At 38.5% G+C, this 17216-nt stretch carries 13 protein-coding genes; 7 read left to right on the top strand and 6 right to left on the bottom strand.

Translation table 11 applies throughout. The features are described from left to right. Positions 1-13 precede the first annotated feature (13 nt). From hemC to add, 5 genes are all read left to right on the top strand, one after another. The gene (gene hemC / locus H5157_RS13005; RefSeq protein WP_182693357.1) at positions 14-952 is read left to right on the top strand and encodes a hydroxymethylbilane synthase; all 939 of its coding nucleotides are present in this window, start codon (positions 14-16) and stop codon (positions 950-952) included. Beyond that, the gene (locus H5157_RS13000) at positions 953-2794 is read left to right on the top strand and encodes a uroporphyrinogen-III synthase (protein WP_182693358.1); all 1842 of its coding nucleotides are present in this window, start codon (positions 953-955) and stop codon (positions 2792-2794) included. After that, positions 2791-3900, top strand: coding sequence for a heme biosynthesis HemY N-terminal domain-containing protein (locus H5157_RS12995; RefSeq protein ID WP_182724823.1), 1110 nt, complete (start codon positions 2791-2793; stop codon positions 3898-3900). Before H5157_RS13000 ends, H5157_RS12995 begins: the two co-directional genes overlap by 4 nt. Positions 3901-3951: 51 nt before the next feature. After that, positions 3952-6639: a CHASE domain-containing protein gene (locus H5157_RS12990; protein WP_182724822.1), complete on the top strand. Its 2688-nt coding sequence runs from the start codon at positions 3952-3954 to the stop codon at positions 6637-6639. A gap of 127 nt (positions 6640-6766) precedes the next feature. Next, on the top strand, positions 6767-7768 hold the full coding sequence (gene add, locus H5157_RS12985; RefSeq protein ID WP_182724821.1) for an adenosine deaminase: 1002 nt from the start codon (positions 6767-6769) through the stop codon (positions 7766-7768). Between the two features lie 54 nt (positions 7769-7822). Here add and H5157_RS12980 read toward each other — a convergent pair whose 3' ends face one another. The 5 genes from H5157_RS12980 to H5157_RS12960 all read right to left on the bottom strand — a co-directional run bounded on the left by H5157_RS12980 (position 7823) and on the right by H5157_RS12960 (position 13140). Beyond that, the gene (locus tag H5157_RS12980) at positions 7823-8233 is read right to left on the bottom strand and encodes a CBS domain-containing protein (RefSeq protein WP_024594621.1); all 411 of its coding nucleotides are present in this window, start codon (positions 8231-8233) and stop codon (positions 7823-7825) included. A gap of 167 nt (positions 8234-8400) precedes the next feature. After that, a complete protein-coding gene (gene fre / locus H5157_RS12975) occupies positions 8401-9114 on the bottom strand; it encodes an NAD(P)H-flavin reductase (protein ID WP_182724820.1) in 714 nt (237 codons plus the stop codon). A gap of 109 nt (positions 9115-9223) precedes the next feature. Next, positions 9224-10690: a 4-hydroxy-3-polyprenylbenzoate decarboxylase gene (gene ubiD, locus H5157_RS12970; RefSeq protein WP_182721498.1), complete on the bottom strand. Its 1467-nt coding sequence runs from the start codon at positions 10688-10690 to the stop codon at positions 9224-9226. A gap of 71 nt (positions 10691-10761) precedes the next feature. Beyond that, a complete protein-coding gene (locus H5157_RS12965; protein ID WP_182724819.1) occupies positions 10762-12792 on the bottom strand; it encodes a methyl-accepting chemotaxis protein in 2031 nt (676 codons plus the stop codon). 66 nt (positions 12793-12858) lie between these two features. Further along, entirely contained in the window at positions 12859-13140 is a 282-nt protein-coding gene (locus H5157_RS12960) for an MliC family protein (RefSeq protein ID WP_182724818.1), read from the bottom strand. A 145-nt stretch (positions 13141-13285) separates the two neighbouring features. Between H5157_RS12960 and H5157_RS12955 the strand changes: the two genes are divergently transcribed. Both H5157_RS12955 and H5157_RS12950 read left to right on the top strand, forming a co-directional pair. Beyond that, entirely contained in the window at positions 13286-14191 is a 906-nt protein-coding gene (locus H5157_RS12955; protein WP_182724817.1) for a DUF808 domain-containing protein, read from the top strand. A gap of 83 nt (positions 14192-14274) precedes the next feature. Next, entirely contained in the window at positions 14275-16236 is a 1962-nt protein-coding gene (locus H5157_RS12950; protein WP_182724816.1) for a S9 family peptidase, read from the top strand. Between the two features lie 33 nt (positions 16237-16269). On the opposite strand, the gene H5157_RS12945 is transcribed toward H5157_RS12950, so the two are convergent. Beyond that, positions 16270-17211 (bottom strand): tetratricopeptide repeat protein, encoded by a 942-nt coding sequence (locus H5157_RS12945; protein WP_182724815.1) that lies wholly within the window; start codon positions 17209-17211, stop codon positions 16270-16272. Between the last annotated feature and the right edge of the window lie 5 nt (positions 17212-17216).

Here is a 17216-nt window from a genome sequence, read left to right as displayed (position 1 = left end):
ATTGGATACCCCTATGACAGAAAAAACAAAATTAGTACGCATCGCAACGCGCAAAAGCGCTCTAGCACTTTGGCAGGCCGAATTTGTAAAAGCAGAGCTTGAGCGTTTTCATGCAGATGTGCGCGTAGAATTAGTCCCAATGTCGACGCAAGGGGATATAATTTTAGATACGCCATTGGCTAAAATTGGCGGTAAAGGCTTATTTGTTAAAGAACTAGAGCAAGCAATGTTAGATGGCCGAGCTGACATTGCCGTACATTCTATGAAAGATGTGCCAGTAGAGTTTCCTCAAGGGCTAGCACTGCATACTATTTGTGAGCGTGAGGATCCACGCGATGCGTTTGTATCAAACAATTTTGCTAATTTAAGTGAGCTACCACAAGGCGCTATTGTTGGTACTTCGAGCCTACGCCGCCAGTGCCAAATTAAGGCACTTCGCCCTGATTTAGATATTCGTGATTTACGCGGCAATGTAAATACGCGTTTAGGTAAATTAGATGACGGCCAATATGATGCTATTATTTTAGCGGCTGCAGGGCTTATTCGTTTAGAAATGGAGTCGCGTATTGCTGACTACATTGAGCCAGAAGTGTCATTACCAGCAAATGGTCAAGGCGCTGTAGGTATTGAATGTCGTATTGATGATGAAGTAACCAAAGCATTACTTGCACCACTTGAGCATACACAAACACGTATTCGCGTAAACGCAGAGCGTTCGATGAATCGCTATTTAGAAGGTGGTTGCCAAGTTCCTATTGGTGCTTATGCATTGGTTGATGGCGAACAAGTGCATTTACGTGGTTTAGTTGGTGCTGTTGATGGCAGCGAAATTTTACGTGACGAAGTAACAGGCCATGTAAATGACGCAGAAAAACTAGGTATTGAGCTTGCTAAAAAATTACTAGCTCAAGGTGCAGACAAAATATTAGTTGAAGTTTATAGAGACGCATAAATGACACATATTCTGATAACTCGGCCCGAAGGAAAAGGCGCAGCCCTTGCACAGCAACTTGAGCAAGCGGGTTATCAGGCGTCTTTATTTCCGGTATTAAAAATAACGCATTTAACACCCTCCAGCACTGAGCTTAGTCCGCTATTAAATGCAGATAAAATAATATTTATATCGCAAGATGCAGTCAGTGCACTTTCGCAATTAAAACCAGATATAAATACCAAAGCGCAGTTTTATGCGGTTGGACAACAAACAGCCGATGTTATATATGAGCAATTTGGTGTGCGCGCAGCAGTACCAAAGCAGTATGATTCAGAAGGGTTACTTGCGCTTAAATCACTCGCCGAGGTGGATGGCTGTAATATAGTATTAGTTAAGGGCCAAGGTGGCCGCCCTGAGTTAGCTAAAACGCTCAAAGAGCGCGGTGCTTTTTTGAATAATTGTGTTGTGTACAAACGTGAACCGACAGAGAGTATCACCTCTAACTGGACAGACCACTGGAAAAGCCAGAATGTACACGGTATAGTCATAACAAGTAATGCAGCAGTTGATGCTATATTTAAAAGCCTTACTGCAGACCAACTACAATGGTTACAACAGTGCCGATTTTATGTTGCTAGCGAGCGTATAGCCGCTTATTTAAAGCTGCAACAGGTAAGTTCGGCTAATATACACATTGCAGCAGGGGCTAGCGATAATGCTATGTTTACCTGCATAAATCAGCAAGGTAGCAACATGAGCGAACAGTCAAAGCCAGTAACGGCAGAAAAAGCCACACCAACAATAGCTAACACGACCTCTGCTAAATCAACTAAGCAAGAGCCTACAGCTACAAAAAATACGGCAGACAAAAGTAAACAAAAAATAAGTAAGGTTGCAGTACTTGCGCTTCTTATTTCGTTAATTGTGGCCTCTGGTGTTGGATACGAGTTTTATCAAAAATTAAATGCTGGTAAGGCGCAAAACCTAGCCGTTAATGAGTTAAGCGAGCAAAATAAGTTACTCACCCAGGAGCTGCAAGCACTTAAATCGGCGCAATCTAATTTGCAACAAGCGCTGTTTAATAGTGAAGAAAAAGTTGCCGCAGCCCTAAATGAAAGTGCAGTTCAAAATCAGCAAGAACTAAAAGCGGCTTTGCAAAAGGCGCAGCAACAAGGCTCATCGTTAAACCCGCAAGAAGTAACCAGCTTACAGCGTATGGCTGAGTTTAAACTATGGGCTGAAAAAGACTACCAAGGCACTAGTGCTGTTTTAAAGCGCTTAGATGGATTACTTAGTGAGCATCCAGGAACAGTTGAAGTTCGCCAAGCGATTATGCAAGATATACAAACACTTGATAGCCTTAAACCTGTTGCAACAGAGGCTATTTATTTACAGCTAAACAGTGTACTAAGCAGTATTGACGACTTAGTTTTTAATGCAGTTAATTTACCAGAAGAAGCAGCTGCAATAGATGAAAATGCTTTAAGTGGTGATGTGAGTGATTGGCAGCAAAACTTGAGTAATAGCTGGAATAAAATTGTGGATAGCTTTATTACTATTCGTCAGCACGAGGGTGTTTCCATTGAGCCATTACTTACGGATCAAGAGCGCCATTTAATAAATCAACGAATCAAGCTTAATATAACTCAGGCACAAGATGCACTTATGAGTAAGCAGGCGAGTATTTTCTTTAGCGCCTTAAGTGAAGCAAAACGTTTAGTTGGTGAGTACTTTAAGCAAGACGATGATACAACTAAAACGGTACTTAAAGCGTTGTCTAAACTTGAAAAAGAGCAGCTTAACTTTAATCCAAAAGTAACCTTAAACAGTACACAAAAGGTTAAGGAGTGGGCGCAATGATAGGGCTAATTATTTTAATTGTAGCTATTGTTGTTGTACTAGCGGTTACTCCATTCGTTCTAGATGAAAAAGGTTATGTACTTATTTCATTTAACAATACGACGATAGAAGGCACGATAGTATCTTTTTGTATAATGGCAGTCATTACCTCTGTTGTTTTATATTTAACATATAAGTTAATTCGTTATTTATTATCGATTTATCATAATACTAAGCATGGCTTTTTTGCACGTAGCCAAGAGCGCAAACAAGCAGCTATTGAGCAGGCTCTTTGGAGTGCTATTAATGATGATTACGAGCACGTAGAACAGGCTTTATCGGGTAATAGCGTACCAGATAAGTTTGAAGATATTCGCTTAGCATTACTTGCAAAAGCAGCGCTTGCTAATAATCAAACAGATAAAGCACTTGAGCGTTTATTTGAAATAAGCCCAGAGCATCAATTAAAAGTAGCAAAGCTATGGTTGGCAAGTGGCGATAGTAGCGCGATTGAATCACAAATGCGTATTAGCGCAGAAGCTAAAAAAGCCACCGCACTTGAGTTAAAACTTTATGCAGAAGCATTAGTACAGCAACAACACTTTAGTGCGCTGGAAGACTTTTTGCCGCGTTTACTGCGCAAAAAAGCACTTACTGATGCACAGTGGACGCAGTTATTTAGTGCTTATTTTAGTGCGTTGGATGCAGACAAGCTGAGTGAAAAATATAAACAGCTGCCTAAAAAGCTGCAAGCTCATGCCCACACCGCATTTTTAATGCAAATGGCGCAAGCAGGTCAATTGGCTGTTATTGAAAGTGACTTAATTAAAATGGTTAAGCACAATGAGCAACACTTAGAGCTTGCCAATATATTAAGTAAAGCAACAGCAGCCGATGCAGCTAAGTTGCAAATAAGCATTCAAGAACGGCTTAAGAAGGATGATTCAAATAATTCACTATTACTTGCGCTAGCTTGCCTTGCTAATGCTAAGGGTGATTATGACTTAGCAGCTAGAATTTTTGATAAAGCACTGAATAGTGAAAATAAAAAACAGTTCTCTGAACAAGCTGTGTTGAGTTATAAAAATAGTGCACAGGCAGAAAAGGCGCTCGTTTTATATCAATAAATGACTACACTATAACTACTTAGCATTTTTTGTAGTTCAGGAGCACAAGCTTTGAGAAAGTTTTTAATATTAACCCTTAGCTTGGCTTGTGCTTACTTCTTTACAGGATACTTTAGCAACTCACTTCTTTCTGTAGATGGCTATGCGGTCGCCTCCTGGCCGCCCTCAGGAATTGCTTTAGCGAGCTTTTTAATTTGGGGACGTAAGTCATTTATTGGCCTTATTATTGGGGCTTTTTGTACTAACTTAATTCACCTTGAACGCACCGTAGATATTTTTCATTTTATTGTGCTTTTACAAGCTATAGGCATTACTTTAGCCTCTGTTTTACAGGCTTGGATTGGCCGACAAATTATAGTGAATGTTATAAAAGCGCCGTTGGATTTATCTTCTTTAAAACACAGTGTTCAAAGCTTAATAGTAGCGGGGCCAATATGTTGTGTTATTGCTGCAGGTGTAGGAACAAGTTTATTAGCATTGAATAATGTGATTCCGACCAATGCTATTTTTGATAACTTTATAGCATGGTGGATTGGCGACAGTATTGGCGTACTTATATTTACACCTTTAGTACTCGCCGCTTTTAATTACACACAAGTACGCCACCGTATGCTGGTAATTTTACCCTCGCTATTAATTTACATACTGATCAGCGTTAGTTTTTATGGCGCTGCTAGTGTTAAAAAAGAAAAAGATATTCAAAAGCAAGAAGCCAAAATACTTTCTGTGCAAAATGCTATAAGCCAAAAGCTCGATGGTATTACTGCTCATTTAGGCTTATTAGCTACATATTTTGCTAGTAGTAGTGACGTGGATTTTAAAGAGTTTAAACAATTTACTTCAAAGCAGTTGGGCTACAGCCAAGAAATTCTGGCTTTTGAATGGATACCTTATATACCAGCAAATAAACTCGCAGATTTTGAAACACATGAAAATCCAGCCACAGGCAAACCTCTATATATAAAAGAAAAGTCACTGGATGGAGCTTGGCAACCAGCAGGTACGCGTAGTAATTACTTTCCAGTAAAGTACGTATATCCCTTAAAAGGTAATGAAGATGTTTTAGGGTTTGATTTAGCTTCTAGTAAAGTAAGAGGTGCAGCGCTTAGCAAAGCGAAAGAGCTTAATGAACTTGCACTAAGTGAGCCAATTAACTTGGTCCAAAATACAGCCGAACACGGTGTGCTTTTTTTATATCCTGTTTTTAGAGAGTCCTCTACCGAAGATGATTTTCAAGGCTTTGTGGCAGCGATAGTCAGTCTGAAACGCTTATCGCAAACACTATTATTTGATCACAACAACTCAATTTCAGCTAGTTTTTTTGATACAACGGTATCAGGGAAAAAGCAGGCAATTTATATTGCAGATACCGCTAATTCGCAAGCGCTATTTAAAGAATATCAATTGTTGATTGGCAAACGCATGTGGCAGGTTGAGTTATATGAGCCAATAGTTAGAACGTCTTGGTTAGTATATTGGCTTGCACAAATAGTAGGTATGTTGTTTGTGTGGTTACTGATTACATTTTTGATTTCAGTTACTGGTACAAACATACAAATTCGCGAACAAGTGGCCAAGCAAACACATACACTACGCAAAGAAAAACAAAAAGCAGATGAAGCGAGTCATATAAAGGGGCAGTTTTTAGCAAACATGAGCCACGAAGTTCGCACCCCTATTAACGGTATAAAAGGGCTGCATTATTTAGCGCTCCAGCAAAACGATTGGCAACAAGCTAGAAGTTACATAGAGCAAGCAGATGGGGCACTTGGTGTTTTACTGAGGGTATTAAACGATGTGCTCGACTTTTCAAAAATGGAAGCAGGCAAGCTAGACTTAATGCAAGAGCCTATTAATGTAGCGAGTTTAGCTGATGAAATGCTTAATTTACTTCAATTTGAGGCTGATATTAAATCAATAAAGTTAAGTCTCGATTTTGATAAAACATCAAATTTGGTCATTAATACCGATCCAATCCGCTTAAAACAAGTGCTGCTGAACCTGCTCAATAATGCGGTTAAATTTACAGGGGAAGGTGAAATCACTCTGAAAATTTGGCAATCGAAAAAAATGACTTATTTTAGTATTAACGATACGGGTATTGGTATTAGTAGCGAAGCACAAAAACAATTGTTTAAACCGTTTGCGCAAGCTGATAGCTCAACCTCACGCCAATATGGTGGTACAGGCTTAGGATTAAGTATTTGCAGAAAACTAGTTGAGTTAATGGGTGGTGCAATTGATTTAGTTAGTTATGAAGGTAAAGGCTCTACATTTACATTTAGTTTGCCGCTAATATCGCCTTTACCAAAGGCAGAGCAAATTCAGCAGCAATACAACGAAATAGACGTAAGTACATTATCATTTACAGGCTATAAATTACTTTTAGTAGAAGATAATCCACTTAATCAGCATGTTGCTAATGCTATTTTAAAAACGAAAGGCTGTATTGCCGACATTGCTAACGATGGTTTTGAAGCCATAGAAAAGCTAGCCGAAAATAGCTACGACATTGTGCTTATGGATATTCAAATGCCAAAAATGGATGGACTCAAAGCAACAAAAGTAATTCGTCGTGATTTAGAGTTAATTGATTTACCCATAATAGGGCTATCGGCGAACGCCCATGACGATGACGTTAAAAAGGCACTAGCCTGTGGAATGAATGGCTATATTACCAAACCTATTGATGCAAATACGCTTTTTAAAACTCTTTGGCATCACTTATCAGGAAAATAAGCTATATCATTTTTTTGCACAAAAAGCAGACATATGACCGCTAAAACTTACCGCAAATCATATAGACTTGAAAAATAACTGTATCTGCGTATCATGCGCGCAAATTTAACTAAACTGGGTTGCTATTATGATCAATAGAAAATTACCTTTGCTAGATATTCACCGCCATTTAGACGGTAATGTACGTGCGCAAACCATATTAGAACTTGGTCGACAGTTTAATATAGAGCTACCTGCAGATAACGTTGAAGCATTAATCCCTCATGTTCAAGTTATTGATCCTGAACCAAACCTCATGGCTTTTTTACAAAAGTTAGATTGGGGAGTTACTGTGCTTGGCGACTACGATGCGTGTAGACGTATCGCAATTGAAAACATTGAAGATGTACAAGCACAAGGTCTTGATTATGTGGAGCTTCGATTTAGCCCTTACTACATGGCACAAAGCCAAGGTTTACACCCAGAAGGCGTTGTAGAGGCAGTTGTTGATGGTATTAAATCAGCAACAAAGGGCGCAAATATAAAAGCTAACTTGATTGGTATTTTATCGCGTACTTATGGCGTAAAAACGTGTCAAAAAGAGCTTGATGCATTACTCGCATTTAAAAATGATTTAGTCGCTGTTGATTTAGCCGGTGACGAAATTGGCTTCCCGGGTGAGTTGTTTGTAGAGCACTTTAAACAAGTACGAAATGCGTATTTAGCTTCGACTATTCATGCTGGAGAAGCACTTGGCGCTCCAAGTATTTGGCAAGCAATTAATGAGTTGGGTGCGAGCAGAATAGGGCATGGCGTTAAAGCAATTGAAGATCCAAAACTAATGGATTATTTACGCGATAACCGTATTGGTATTGAGTCGTGCTTAACAAGTAATATTCAAACCAGTACAGTAAACGATTTAACTAAGCACCCACTTAAACAGTTTTTAGATCATGGTATTTTAGCGTGTATTAATACTGATGATCCTGCGGTTGAAGGTATTGAAATTGAGTATGAATATACCGTTGCTGCACCTAAAGCAGGCTTATCTCAAGCTGATATGGAAAAAGCCCAAAAAAATGCGTTAGAAATAGCATTTTTAAGCGATGGCGATAAAAAAGAACTTTTAGCACTCGTTAGCGCACGTTAATTTAAGAGCATTAAAAATGCCGCTTTATATAAGCGGCATTTTTGTATCTGCAATTTAATGTGTTTGGCAGCTTATGTAATTATCGTAAAGCGCTTTAAGTACGTCTGCTCGGCTGATCATACCGATTACTTTAACACCCTCTACAACAGGGTAGTTTTTTGGTTTACCAGGCTGCATCTGCTGTGCAAGCTCAATAATGTTGGTATCGCCGCTAACGGTCACTACCTCTGTTTGCATAAGCTGCGAGACTTTAACCATCCCATCACAAAAATAACTGCTTTGCGTAAGTGGTTTTAACAGCTCTTGCTCTGATATAAATCCAACTAAGCATTTATCTTTATCAAATACTGGTGCGCCAAGTAGTTTAAATTTTTGTAGTTCTGCTATGGCTGTCGTCATTTCTGTATCTGGTGTGATATTTGGCAACTTGCGTTGCATAAAATCTTTTACTTTTGTATTTAGCATTTGGGTCTCTCCCGCTGATGTTCTATACAAAGTATGGTTTATAGATAGGGATTTAGGAAATTGTTTATATTGATGGAGTTGATAGGTTTTAACTATTAAATATTTGTTGTTATAAAAATAAAGGCACCGATTAGGTGCCTTTATTTATAACTGAAAGTAAATTTCAATTATTTGATAAATGCGAATGCATCTGCGTACATGTTTTCACGAATTGCACCATGAGTAATAAAGTCATCACGGACAACACCTATCATGTCAAAACGACCTGCCATATAAATATCGTATGGTTCTAGTGACACAATATCTTGCATTATTGCTTTGTGTACGTAGCCAGTGTGTCCTTGCCAATTAGCAGATGGATTTTCTACTACAGGAATAAACTTAAAGTTCTCATGGCTATCTGCCCATGTTTGCATTTCTGTATGTGCATATAAAGCAGATTCTTCTTTTACGCCCCAGTAAAACAATACAGGGCGCTCGCATTTTATTTCAGCTAAATGATCAGCCATTGATTTTGCGTATGAAAAACCAGTACCACCGGCGAGTAAAATAATAGGGCGCTCACATTGCAGGCGCAACTGTGAAATACCCAAGCCAGCTTCAATGTCTACTAACTGCCCTGTGGTATGGGCGTTTCGTAAATGCTCTAACGATTGCATTGCATACGAATCGGCACCTGAGGCGCCAATATGCAGTTCTATTGCATCGCACTGTGAAGGGCGACTAGCTATAGAAAAAGCACGTTTGTCTTTTTCGCCTAATACGAGTTGCATGTATTGGCCAGCTTCAAAGGTCACCGGTTGTTGTGGCTTTAAAATTACTTTATGAACAAATTCTGTAAGTGGGCTGATAGCTACAACTTCAGCTTTTAATGTTTGCATTTTTTACCTTTTAGCAGCGCTTGTAACAGCAGATACGCAATCGAATAGCTCGATTCTAGCATATCTGCAGGGTTATTTTATAGCCTGATATGTACTTACATATAAACACTTAAACAATATTAAGGCTTTCCCAAATATCATCTACACGGTCTTTGGTGTCTTTATCCATAACAATAGGCTCGCCCCATTCGCGGGTGGTTTCGCCAGGCCATTTATTGGTAGCATCCATTCCCATTTTTGAACCAAGACCTGAGACTGGTGATGCAAAATCGAGATAATCAATAGGTGTGTTCTCTATTAATGTTGTATCACGCGCTGGATCCATTCGGGTTGTTATAGCCCAAATAACATCTTCCCAATCGCGGGCGTTAACATCGTCATCGCAGACGATTACAAATTTGGTGTACATAAACTGACGTAAGAACGACCAAACTCCCATCATCACGCGCTTAGCATGGCCTGGATATTGTTTTTTCATTGTTACAATCGCCATACGATATGAGCACCCTTCAGGCGGAAGGTAAAAGTCGACAATTTCAGGGAATTGCTTTTGTAGTATCGGCACAAACACTTCATTAAGTGCCACACCTAAAATAGCAGGCTCATCAGGCGGACGGCCAGTAAATGTGCTGTGATAAATAGGATTTTTACGATGCGTTAAGTGAGTAACCGTCATTACTGGAAAGTCATCGACTTCATTATAGTAACCGGTATGGTCACCATAAGGGCCTTCTGGCGCCATTTCACCAGGCATTATGTAACCTTCAAGTACTATTTCTGCACTGGCAGGGACTTGTAGGTCATTTGAAATAGATTTTACAACTTCGGTTCTGCTGCCACGTAATAAGCCAGCGAATGCATATTCGCTTAGAGTGTCAGGTACAGGCGTTACGGCACCTAATATAGTGGCAGGATCGGCACCTAATGCTACCGATACAGGATAGGGTTGCCCTGGGTTTTCTTTACACCATTCTTGAAAATCAAGCGCGCCACCACGATGTGACAACCAGCGCATAATTATTTTATTTTTGCCTAATAATTGCTGGCGATAAATACCTAAATTTTGGCGCTTTTTATAAGGCCCTTTGGTAACTGTAAGGCCCCAAGTAATTAATGGTGCTGCATCACCTGGCCAGCAATGTTGAATAGGTAATTTAGTTAAATCTACATCATCACCTTCTAAAACTACTTGTTGGCAAGGCGCTTTTTTTACTTCTTTTGCAGGCATATTAAGCACTTGCTTAAAAATAGGTATAGCGCCTAGAGCTTCTTTAATACCCTTTGGTGGATCAGGTTCTTTTAAAAAAGCGAGTAGCTTACCCACTTCGCGAAGCTCGCTAACATCTGTTTGGCCCATGCCCATTGCTACGCGTTTTGGTGTACCAAATAAGTTGGTAAGTACCGGCATATCGTAGCCTTTTGGGTTTTCAAATAATAACGCAGGGCCTTTTGCACGCAATGTGCGATCAGATATTTCGGTCATTTCAAGATACGGGTCGATTTCTTGGGTGATACGTTTAAGTTCGCCTTTTTTTTCAAGCAAATCGATAAAATCACGTAGATCTTTATATTTCATTGTGGGCCGCTATTAAGCAAAAGAGTTAAAGTATTATACCCATTTCATGCAAGGCAAGTCATTACTTGCACTTAAAACTTAAAGCGCTCTACGGCACTCGTTAAAGAGTGTGCAAGTTGGTTTACGTCTTCACTTTCGCTTGCTAGGGTTGTCGCGTTTTGGGCATTCAAGGTTGCTTGCTCTGTCACCTTTGCCATTATTTGTTGAATGTCGCCACTGTTAGTCAATTGCTCATGTGATGCATGAGCAATTTGCTCACTCATCTGATTAACAGACAACAATGTGCTTTTAATACGCTCTACGGCTTTATTTAGTTCAGTGCTGTTTTTAACACATTGCTTGGCTTGGTGTTGGCCATCAGTAATGTGTTCTTGAGTTGTTTTAGTGTGTTGTTGCAATGTTTGGATCATGGTGTTTATTTCGCTAGTCGAGGTTTGTGTACGTGCAGCTAATGATCGAACCTCATCAGCAACTACAGCAAACCCGCGTCCGTTTTCACCCGCTCGCGCTGCTTCAATTGCAGCATTAAGTGCAAGTAAGTTAGTCTGCTCGGCAATGCTACTAATTGTTTCAACAATGGCTTCAATAAGCTGGGTGTACTGTGCGAGTTCTACTGTGCTGCCTACTGCTTTATCAAGGCGCTGCAATAAAGTTTCTATACTTAGACTATTTTGATTAGCAATCTCGTTTACATCATTTGCAAATTGCGATGCATTGGTTATTTCACTTGATGTTTTATCAGCTTGCTCATAAACCGCTTGTGAGTTGGTTAGCATATTTTGTGCAAGCGATGTTGCCTGCGCGCTTCGCTCTAACTGCTGTTGTGCAACAACCGTCATTTGCTGACCTTTTTCACTGGTTTTAATAGCGCTGCGGTCTAGTTCGTGGGCGTCGCTACTAATTGCACCAATTAGGTTAGTAAGGTCTTCACTGAGTTTATTTATGTTATTTAGCAAAGTACCAAATTCATCTTTACTACGTGGGTGGCTTCGCTTTGATAAATCACCTGAGGCGATTCGGGCTAAATCGCGGTTTACTTTTTTAAGCGGTTTTAGCATTGCGCGAGTTGTAAAAATAGAGATTGCGATAATCAATATAATTAAAACAATCGTAATAATTACTACAGAACTAATCCCTGTATTTATGGCGGCCTTTGCATTAGTTTGTAAGGCATTAAAGCGCTCATCAGCCAATTTATTAAGTTCAATAAGCTGACCTTCTGTTGTTATAAATTGCTGTTGAAAGTGTTCAAAATTTTGAGCCGCAGCAATAGCACTTTTGAGTACTTTATTTTGTTGGGCGTAAATTCCTGTATCGTTGTTAAGTAACTCTCTTAATTGATTAAACTTAGCCGTTAAATTTTTAGCATTAAACGCATTATCAAAAGGTAGCGCTTGTTGCTCTAAATAGGTGAAATTAGGTTGGATGTTATCTAGTAGAAATAGGGTATCTTGCTGATGGCTATTTAAATCATTGATAGTGGTAGTTTGAGTAATGCTTTTTATATTATTGCTTAAGTTAAACAATAAATCGTCTATACGGGTCGCTGTTCCAAACATAGCATTAAGTAACGCCTGCTGTTTTACAGGCACTTCTAAAAGTTCTATATCAAGTAAGTTAGAACTTAAATTGTAAAGTTGCTCGTTAAACGTTGCTGATAATTCTATGGTGGAATTTTGCGCTACAAACTTACGCTCTTTAGCGCTAAACATTGCGACACTTACTTCAGTCAGTTGCTCGAAACCTGCGTTGGTACTGGTGAGTAAATTTTGCATTGTTATTTGTTGATTTAGTTGAGTGCTTAACAAATTGAGCATATCGCTAAATTGTTGTTGCTCAACTTGCGCCTGTTTTTTATTTTGTTGAAGTAAATCAAGGTTTGCTTGGCTGTAAGCTAAGGCGTTAAATTTGGTGATAGACAGTAATGATAGCCTTAAATCTTTGCTGAACTGTTGTACCGGAACCGCTAATTTTTCGGTTCGGGTATTATTAACGCTAATTTTGTTTAATGACCAATAAAAAAATACACTACTTGTTAGCACCAATATGCCAATGGCTGTAAAGGCTAAAATTATTTTATGTTTGATCGCAATTGAACGCATAACTTCATCACAATAATGGGTCTTTAATTATTGTAGCATTATTGTAATTTTTTGGTTGTTTTTATGTTAAGCCTTGGTGCACTGTCTTTTTTTACCTGCAATGATTAACATGGCTTCATTACCCTTACCCCAAAACAGTACCTCTTCACTTATATATTTATTCCCGGATGCACTTTTTTCGTGATTAAGTACATGCACTTTATTGTTAAAGATAAGTTCGGCTTCAGAATTATTAATAATATTGAGTTTTACGCTCTCATCATCGCATTGGTAAGCAGTACTGGTTTTTAAATCACTACATGCGGTTAAGCTTAGTAAAATAGCGATTAATGCTAAATATACTTTCATTTTTCCTCCCATCTTCTTTAAACGTTAGTTAAAACACAGGGCAAAATTTTAATCTAATGTAAGAATAACAAAGCAAAATTAACCGTTGGTGAAAGTAGCGCTTTAAGTTATGTTTATAGCAATATTTTTTGAGCTCGGAAGCTTTATGGCAGGTACTAACCTTTTAACGTTATTAGATGATATAACCACTTTACTTGATGACATTGCGACAATGAGTAAGGTTGCAACAAAAAAAACAGCGGGTGTATTAGGCGATGACTTAGCGCTCAATGCGCAGCAAGTTACAGGTGTAGCAGCAGAGCGTGAATTACCGGTTGTTTGGGCTGTGGCAAAGGGCTCATTTTTAAATAAAGCGATACTCGTACCCGCTGCTTTATTAATAAGCGTATGGCTGCCTTGGTTAATAACACCGCTTTTAATGATGGGTGGTTTGTTTTTATGTTTTGAGGGAGCTGAAAAAGTATTTGCTAAGTTTTTGCCTCATAACAGTGAAGCGGTAGACGAGGGTGAGAAATTAGATTTAGTTGAGTACGAAAAACAAAAAATAAAAGGGGCAATAAGAACCGACTTTATTCTTTCTGCCGAAATTATTGTGATTACTTTAGGTACTGTGGCAGGTGCTACATTGCTTAATCAAGCTTTAGTGCTTTGTGTTATCGCAATTATAATGACGATTGGCGTTTATGGCTTAGTGGCCGGTATTGTAAAGCTGGATGATGCCGGGCTTTATTTACTCAACCAATCAAAGGTAACAGCTAATAAATTTAAAGAATTACTTGGAAAAGGCTTACTCGCAGCAGCGCCTAGGTTGATGCAATTTTTAGCTTTTGCAGGCACCATTGCAATGTTTTTAGTAGGCGGCGGGATTTTAGTACATGGCGTTGAGTTACTACATCATACTCAGTTGGATGTAACAAGCTATGCTCAGTCTGTTGCTGGCGGCACAGGAGAAGTATTAGCGCCTCTCTTGTTTGATGGTTTACTAGGCGTTATTGCTGGCTTAGTTGTTGTGCTTGTACATGTAAGTTATACAAAGTTATTTAAAAAATAATAGATACAAAAAAGCATCATTTTGGTTACATTCTATTTAACTTTATATATTATGGCTTCTTGTTGTTAATACAGGGAATTATGATGAATTTTTTTTTAAGATATAGCTTGTTGGTACCTCTGTTATTGGTAAGCTTCTTTAGCTTTTCAAAGCAGCCCCAAATCCCCGTGGAGCACTTTAGTAAAAATAAAGAGTTTAATCACGCTACTATTTCTCCTGGCGGCGAATATTTAGCCGTTATAAACAAAGTTGCTGGTAAAGATGCACTTGTTATTTTTGATACTAAAAACTTTAAAATGCTTCACGCAGTTGCCTTTGAAGGAAATGCCCAAGTTGGTGATTACCATTGGGTAAATAATGAGCGAGTTGTCGTTACTAAAGAGTACCTAAAAGGATGGCAAGACCACCCAGAATATCATGGTGAAATATTTGGCGTAAATGCTAACGGGGCTAGAGGTAAATATTTAATTGGTTACCATGGTGAAATGCAAACAGGTACACGCCTTAAAAGGCAGACCCCATTATACGGAACTTCATTTGTATTAGATCCCTTAGTTACTAACAAAAGAAAAATGTTAGTAGTTACCTACCCTTGGACCTCGAGTAATGAACCTCATACTATTGTATATGAAGTAGATGTATATACTGGCAAAAGAAAGCAAGTCACCTTGTCTCCATCACGTATGGCCGAATTTTTAACTGACCACGATGGTAATGTTCGTGTTTCAGTATCTACAGATAACTATATAGATGCAAAAATACATACTAAAGAAAAAGAAGGTGGTGACTGGAAGAAATTAAATTTAGGAGAAGTTAATTATGGCGATATTAGATTAAGAGCTTTTGATAAATCTGGTGACAGCATTTATATGACTGCTTCTGTTGGTGGCGAAGCTGAAGGGTTGTATAAACTAAATCTAAATACTAAGGAAATAGAATTAGTCCATCAAGAACAATATGTATCTCCAAAAAGAGTATGGGTTGATGAAGCTTCAAAAGAGTTATTTGCAATAGAAAGTGAGTTAGGTTACCCAAACTATGCTTTTATAGATAAAGACTCTCATAAGAGTGTTCGCTTAAAATCTTTGATAGAAGCATTGCAAGGCGACCAAGTGCAGTTAGTCAGTAGCACCTCTAATGGCGATATTAATGTTATTTACGCATCAAGTGATACCAATCCTGGTAAATATTACTTATACGATGGGGTGCAAAATAAGCTAAGAATATTATTTTCAGCGCGTGGTTGGCTGAACGAAAATGAGCTTTCAAAGACAAAACCTATTCAATATAAAACTCGGGATGGTTTAACTATTTATGGGTATTTAACTGTTCCTAATGGTCTTGAAGATAAAAACTTACCTCTAGTTGTAATGCCTCATGGCGGTCCACATGGCCCTCGTGATTATTGGGGTTATGATTCTGAGGTACAGTTATTAGCAAGTAGGGGAATGGCTGTACTAAGAGTTAATTTTAGAGGTTCAGGTGGGTTTGGTCGAAACTTCGAAGAAGCAGGTTACCAAAAGTGGGGTTCTGATATTCAGTTTGATATTATTGATGGTGTTAAGTTTTTAATTTCTAATGGAACGGTAAACAAAAACAACATTTGTATAATGGGATCAAGCTTTGGTGCTTATTCAGCTTTGCAGAGCGCCATTTTAGAGCCAGACATGTTTAAGTGTGCAATTGGAACAGTTGGTATTTATGACCTACCGCTAATGTTTGAAGAAGGTGATATTTCAGGGCGTAGTACAGGACAAAACTATCTTGAAAACGTTTTAGGCACTGATGAAACGCTTTTGAAGGCATTTTCACCTAGCTATAATATAGATAAGCTTAAAGCAGCTGTGTTCATAGTTCACGCAGGTGAAGATGCACGAGCCCCTATTGAACAAGCCGAATCATTAATTGCTGCATTGAAAAAAGCTAACCATCCTTATAAGTACGTGTTATTGGAGGATGAGGGCCATGGTTTTTACAAAGAAGAACACAGAACTGCTTACTACAAACAAGTAATTAATTTTTTAGATAAACATTTAGAGTTATAAAATATTAAAGCAGCAAGTAACATACTTGCTGCTTTATTCACAGCTAGCTATTTTACAAAGAGATTCCAATTCAAATTGTGCTTTAGTATTTTTTTGCTCAATAGCCTTTTTGTACCAATAAATAGCCTGCTGTTGATCCTGATCTATTCCCTGACCATCACGATACATTTGCGCTAAATTTAATTGCCCCCATTGAGAGCCCGCTTCAGCAGCTTGTTTAAAGCTATTAAATGCTTCAACAAACAAACCATCTTTAAAATAAATAATGCCTTGTTGATTGTTTTTATCGAGCTTTAAGCCTTTATATAGTGGCTTAGGTTTGGGAGGATGCATCACAAACCCACCATAAAGGATGTTGGCATAGGGGCGCAGCACGTCGTAAATAGCTTCGTCGTTGTAAAGGCGTGCTACTTCATCACGAGGGAGGCTGATTGTTTTAGTGGAAAAGTAATTGTCTTGAATTAGCTGGCTAGTACGCATTGCCAAAGTAATACTATTATTACGTTTATAGCTGTAGTTGCTTATCTGAAAGGTAATAAATTGTTCGTCAAAATTTAAAACTTGAGCAATTCTTAAATTGGTTAGGGTCCAGGGCTCGTGTGTAAATTTGTCGGCGTGTACTAAGTAGGTATCATATATTTTAGGCGCATTTAAATAGCCTTCCTTTCGAGTCTCGCTATTAAGGTGCTGTTGATAAAAAAATAAAACAATCCAAAGTAATAAAAATACACCAATAAAGTATTTAGGTAGGCTTAGTTTTTCTATTAACGGTAGTTGCGTTATTTTTACAGGTTCGCTTTTTCCGCATTGATAGCACTCGCGTTTATAACTTAATTTTAAGGCAAGCATAGGTAAAATGCTAAATCGTAAATAGCGGCTTTTATTTAGTAAATGGTAGGCGTCGCTTTGACAATGAGGGCAGCGTGTTGTTTGTGCAAAATGTGGAAATGATTCACTCGTGTTGAAAAGTAACATAAAGC

This window comes from Pseudoalteromonas sp. SG43-3 (assembly GCF_014164385.1).
Classification (GTDB): domain Bacteria; phylum Pseudomonadota; class Gammaproteobacteria; order Enterobacterales; family Alteromonadaceae; genus Pseudoalteromonas; species Pseudoalteromonas distincta.
This window is presented reverse-complemented; position numbering and strand designations above follow the sequence as displayed.

Bases quoted from the DNA above. Each gene is read 5' to 3' on its own strand.
- H5157_RS12980 (WP_024594621.1), bottom strand. From the start codon at position 8,233: ATGCTAAATACAAAAGTAAAAGATTTTATGCAACGCAAGTTGCCAAAT.
- fre (WP_182724820.1), bottom strand. From the start codon at position 9,114: ATGCAAACATTAAAAGCTGAAGTTGTAGCTATCAGCCCACTTACAGAA.
- H5157_RS13000 (WP_182693358.1), top strand. From the start codon at position 953: ATGACACATATTCTGATAACTCGGCCCGAAGGAAAAGGCGCAGCCCTT.
- H5157_RS12955 (WP_182724817.1), top strand. From the start codon at position 13,286: ATGGCAGGTACTAACCTTTTAACGTTATTAGATGATATAACCACTTTA.
- H5157_RS12950 (WP_182724816.1), top strand. From the start codon at position 14,275: ATGAATTTTTTTTTAAGATATAGCTTGTTGGTACCTCTGTTATTGGTA.
- H5157_RS12995 (WP_182724823.1), top strand. From the start codon at position 2,791: ATGATAGGGCTAATTATTTTAATTGTAGCTATTGTTGTTGTACTAGCG.
- add (WP_182724821.1), top strand. From the start codon at position 6,767: ATGATCAATAGAAAATTACCTTTGCTAGATATTCACCGCCATTTAGAC.
- H5157_RS12965 (WP_182724819.1), bottom strand. From the start codon at position 12,792: ATGCGTTCAATTGCGATCAAACATAAAATAATTTTAGCCTTTACAGCC.
- H5157_RS12960 (WP_182724818.1), bottom strand. From the start codon at position 13,140: ATGAAAGTATATTTAGCATTAATCGCTATTTTACTAAGCTTAACCGCA.
- H5157_RS12945 (WP_182724815.1), bottom strand. From the start codon at position 17,211: ATGTTACTTTTCAACACGAGTGAATCATTTCCACATTTTGCACAAACA.
- ubiD (WP_182721498.1), bottom strand. From the start codon at position 10,690: ATGAAATATAAAGATCTACGTGATTTTATCGATTTGCTTGAAAAAAAA.
- hemC (WP_182693357.1), top strand. From the start codon at position 14: ATGACAGAAAAAACAAAATTAGTACGCATCGCAACGCGCAAAAGCGCT.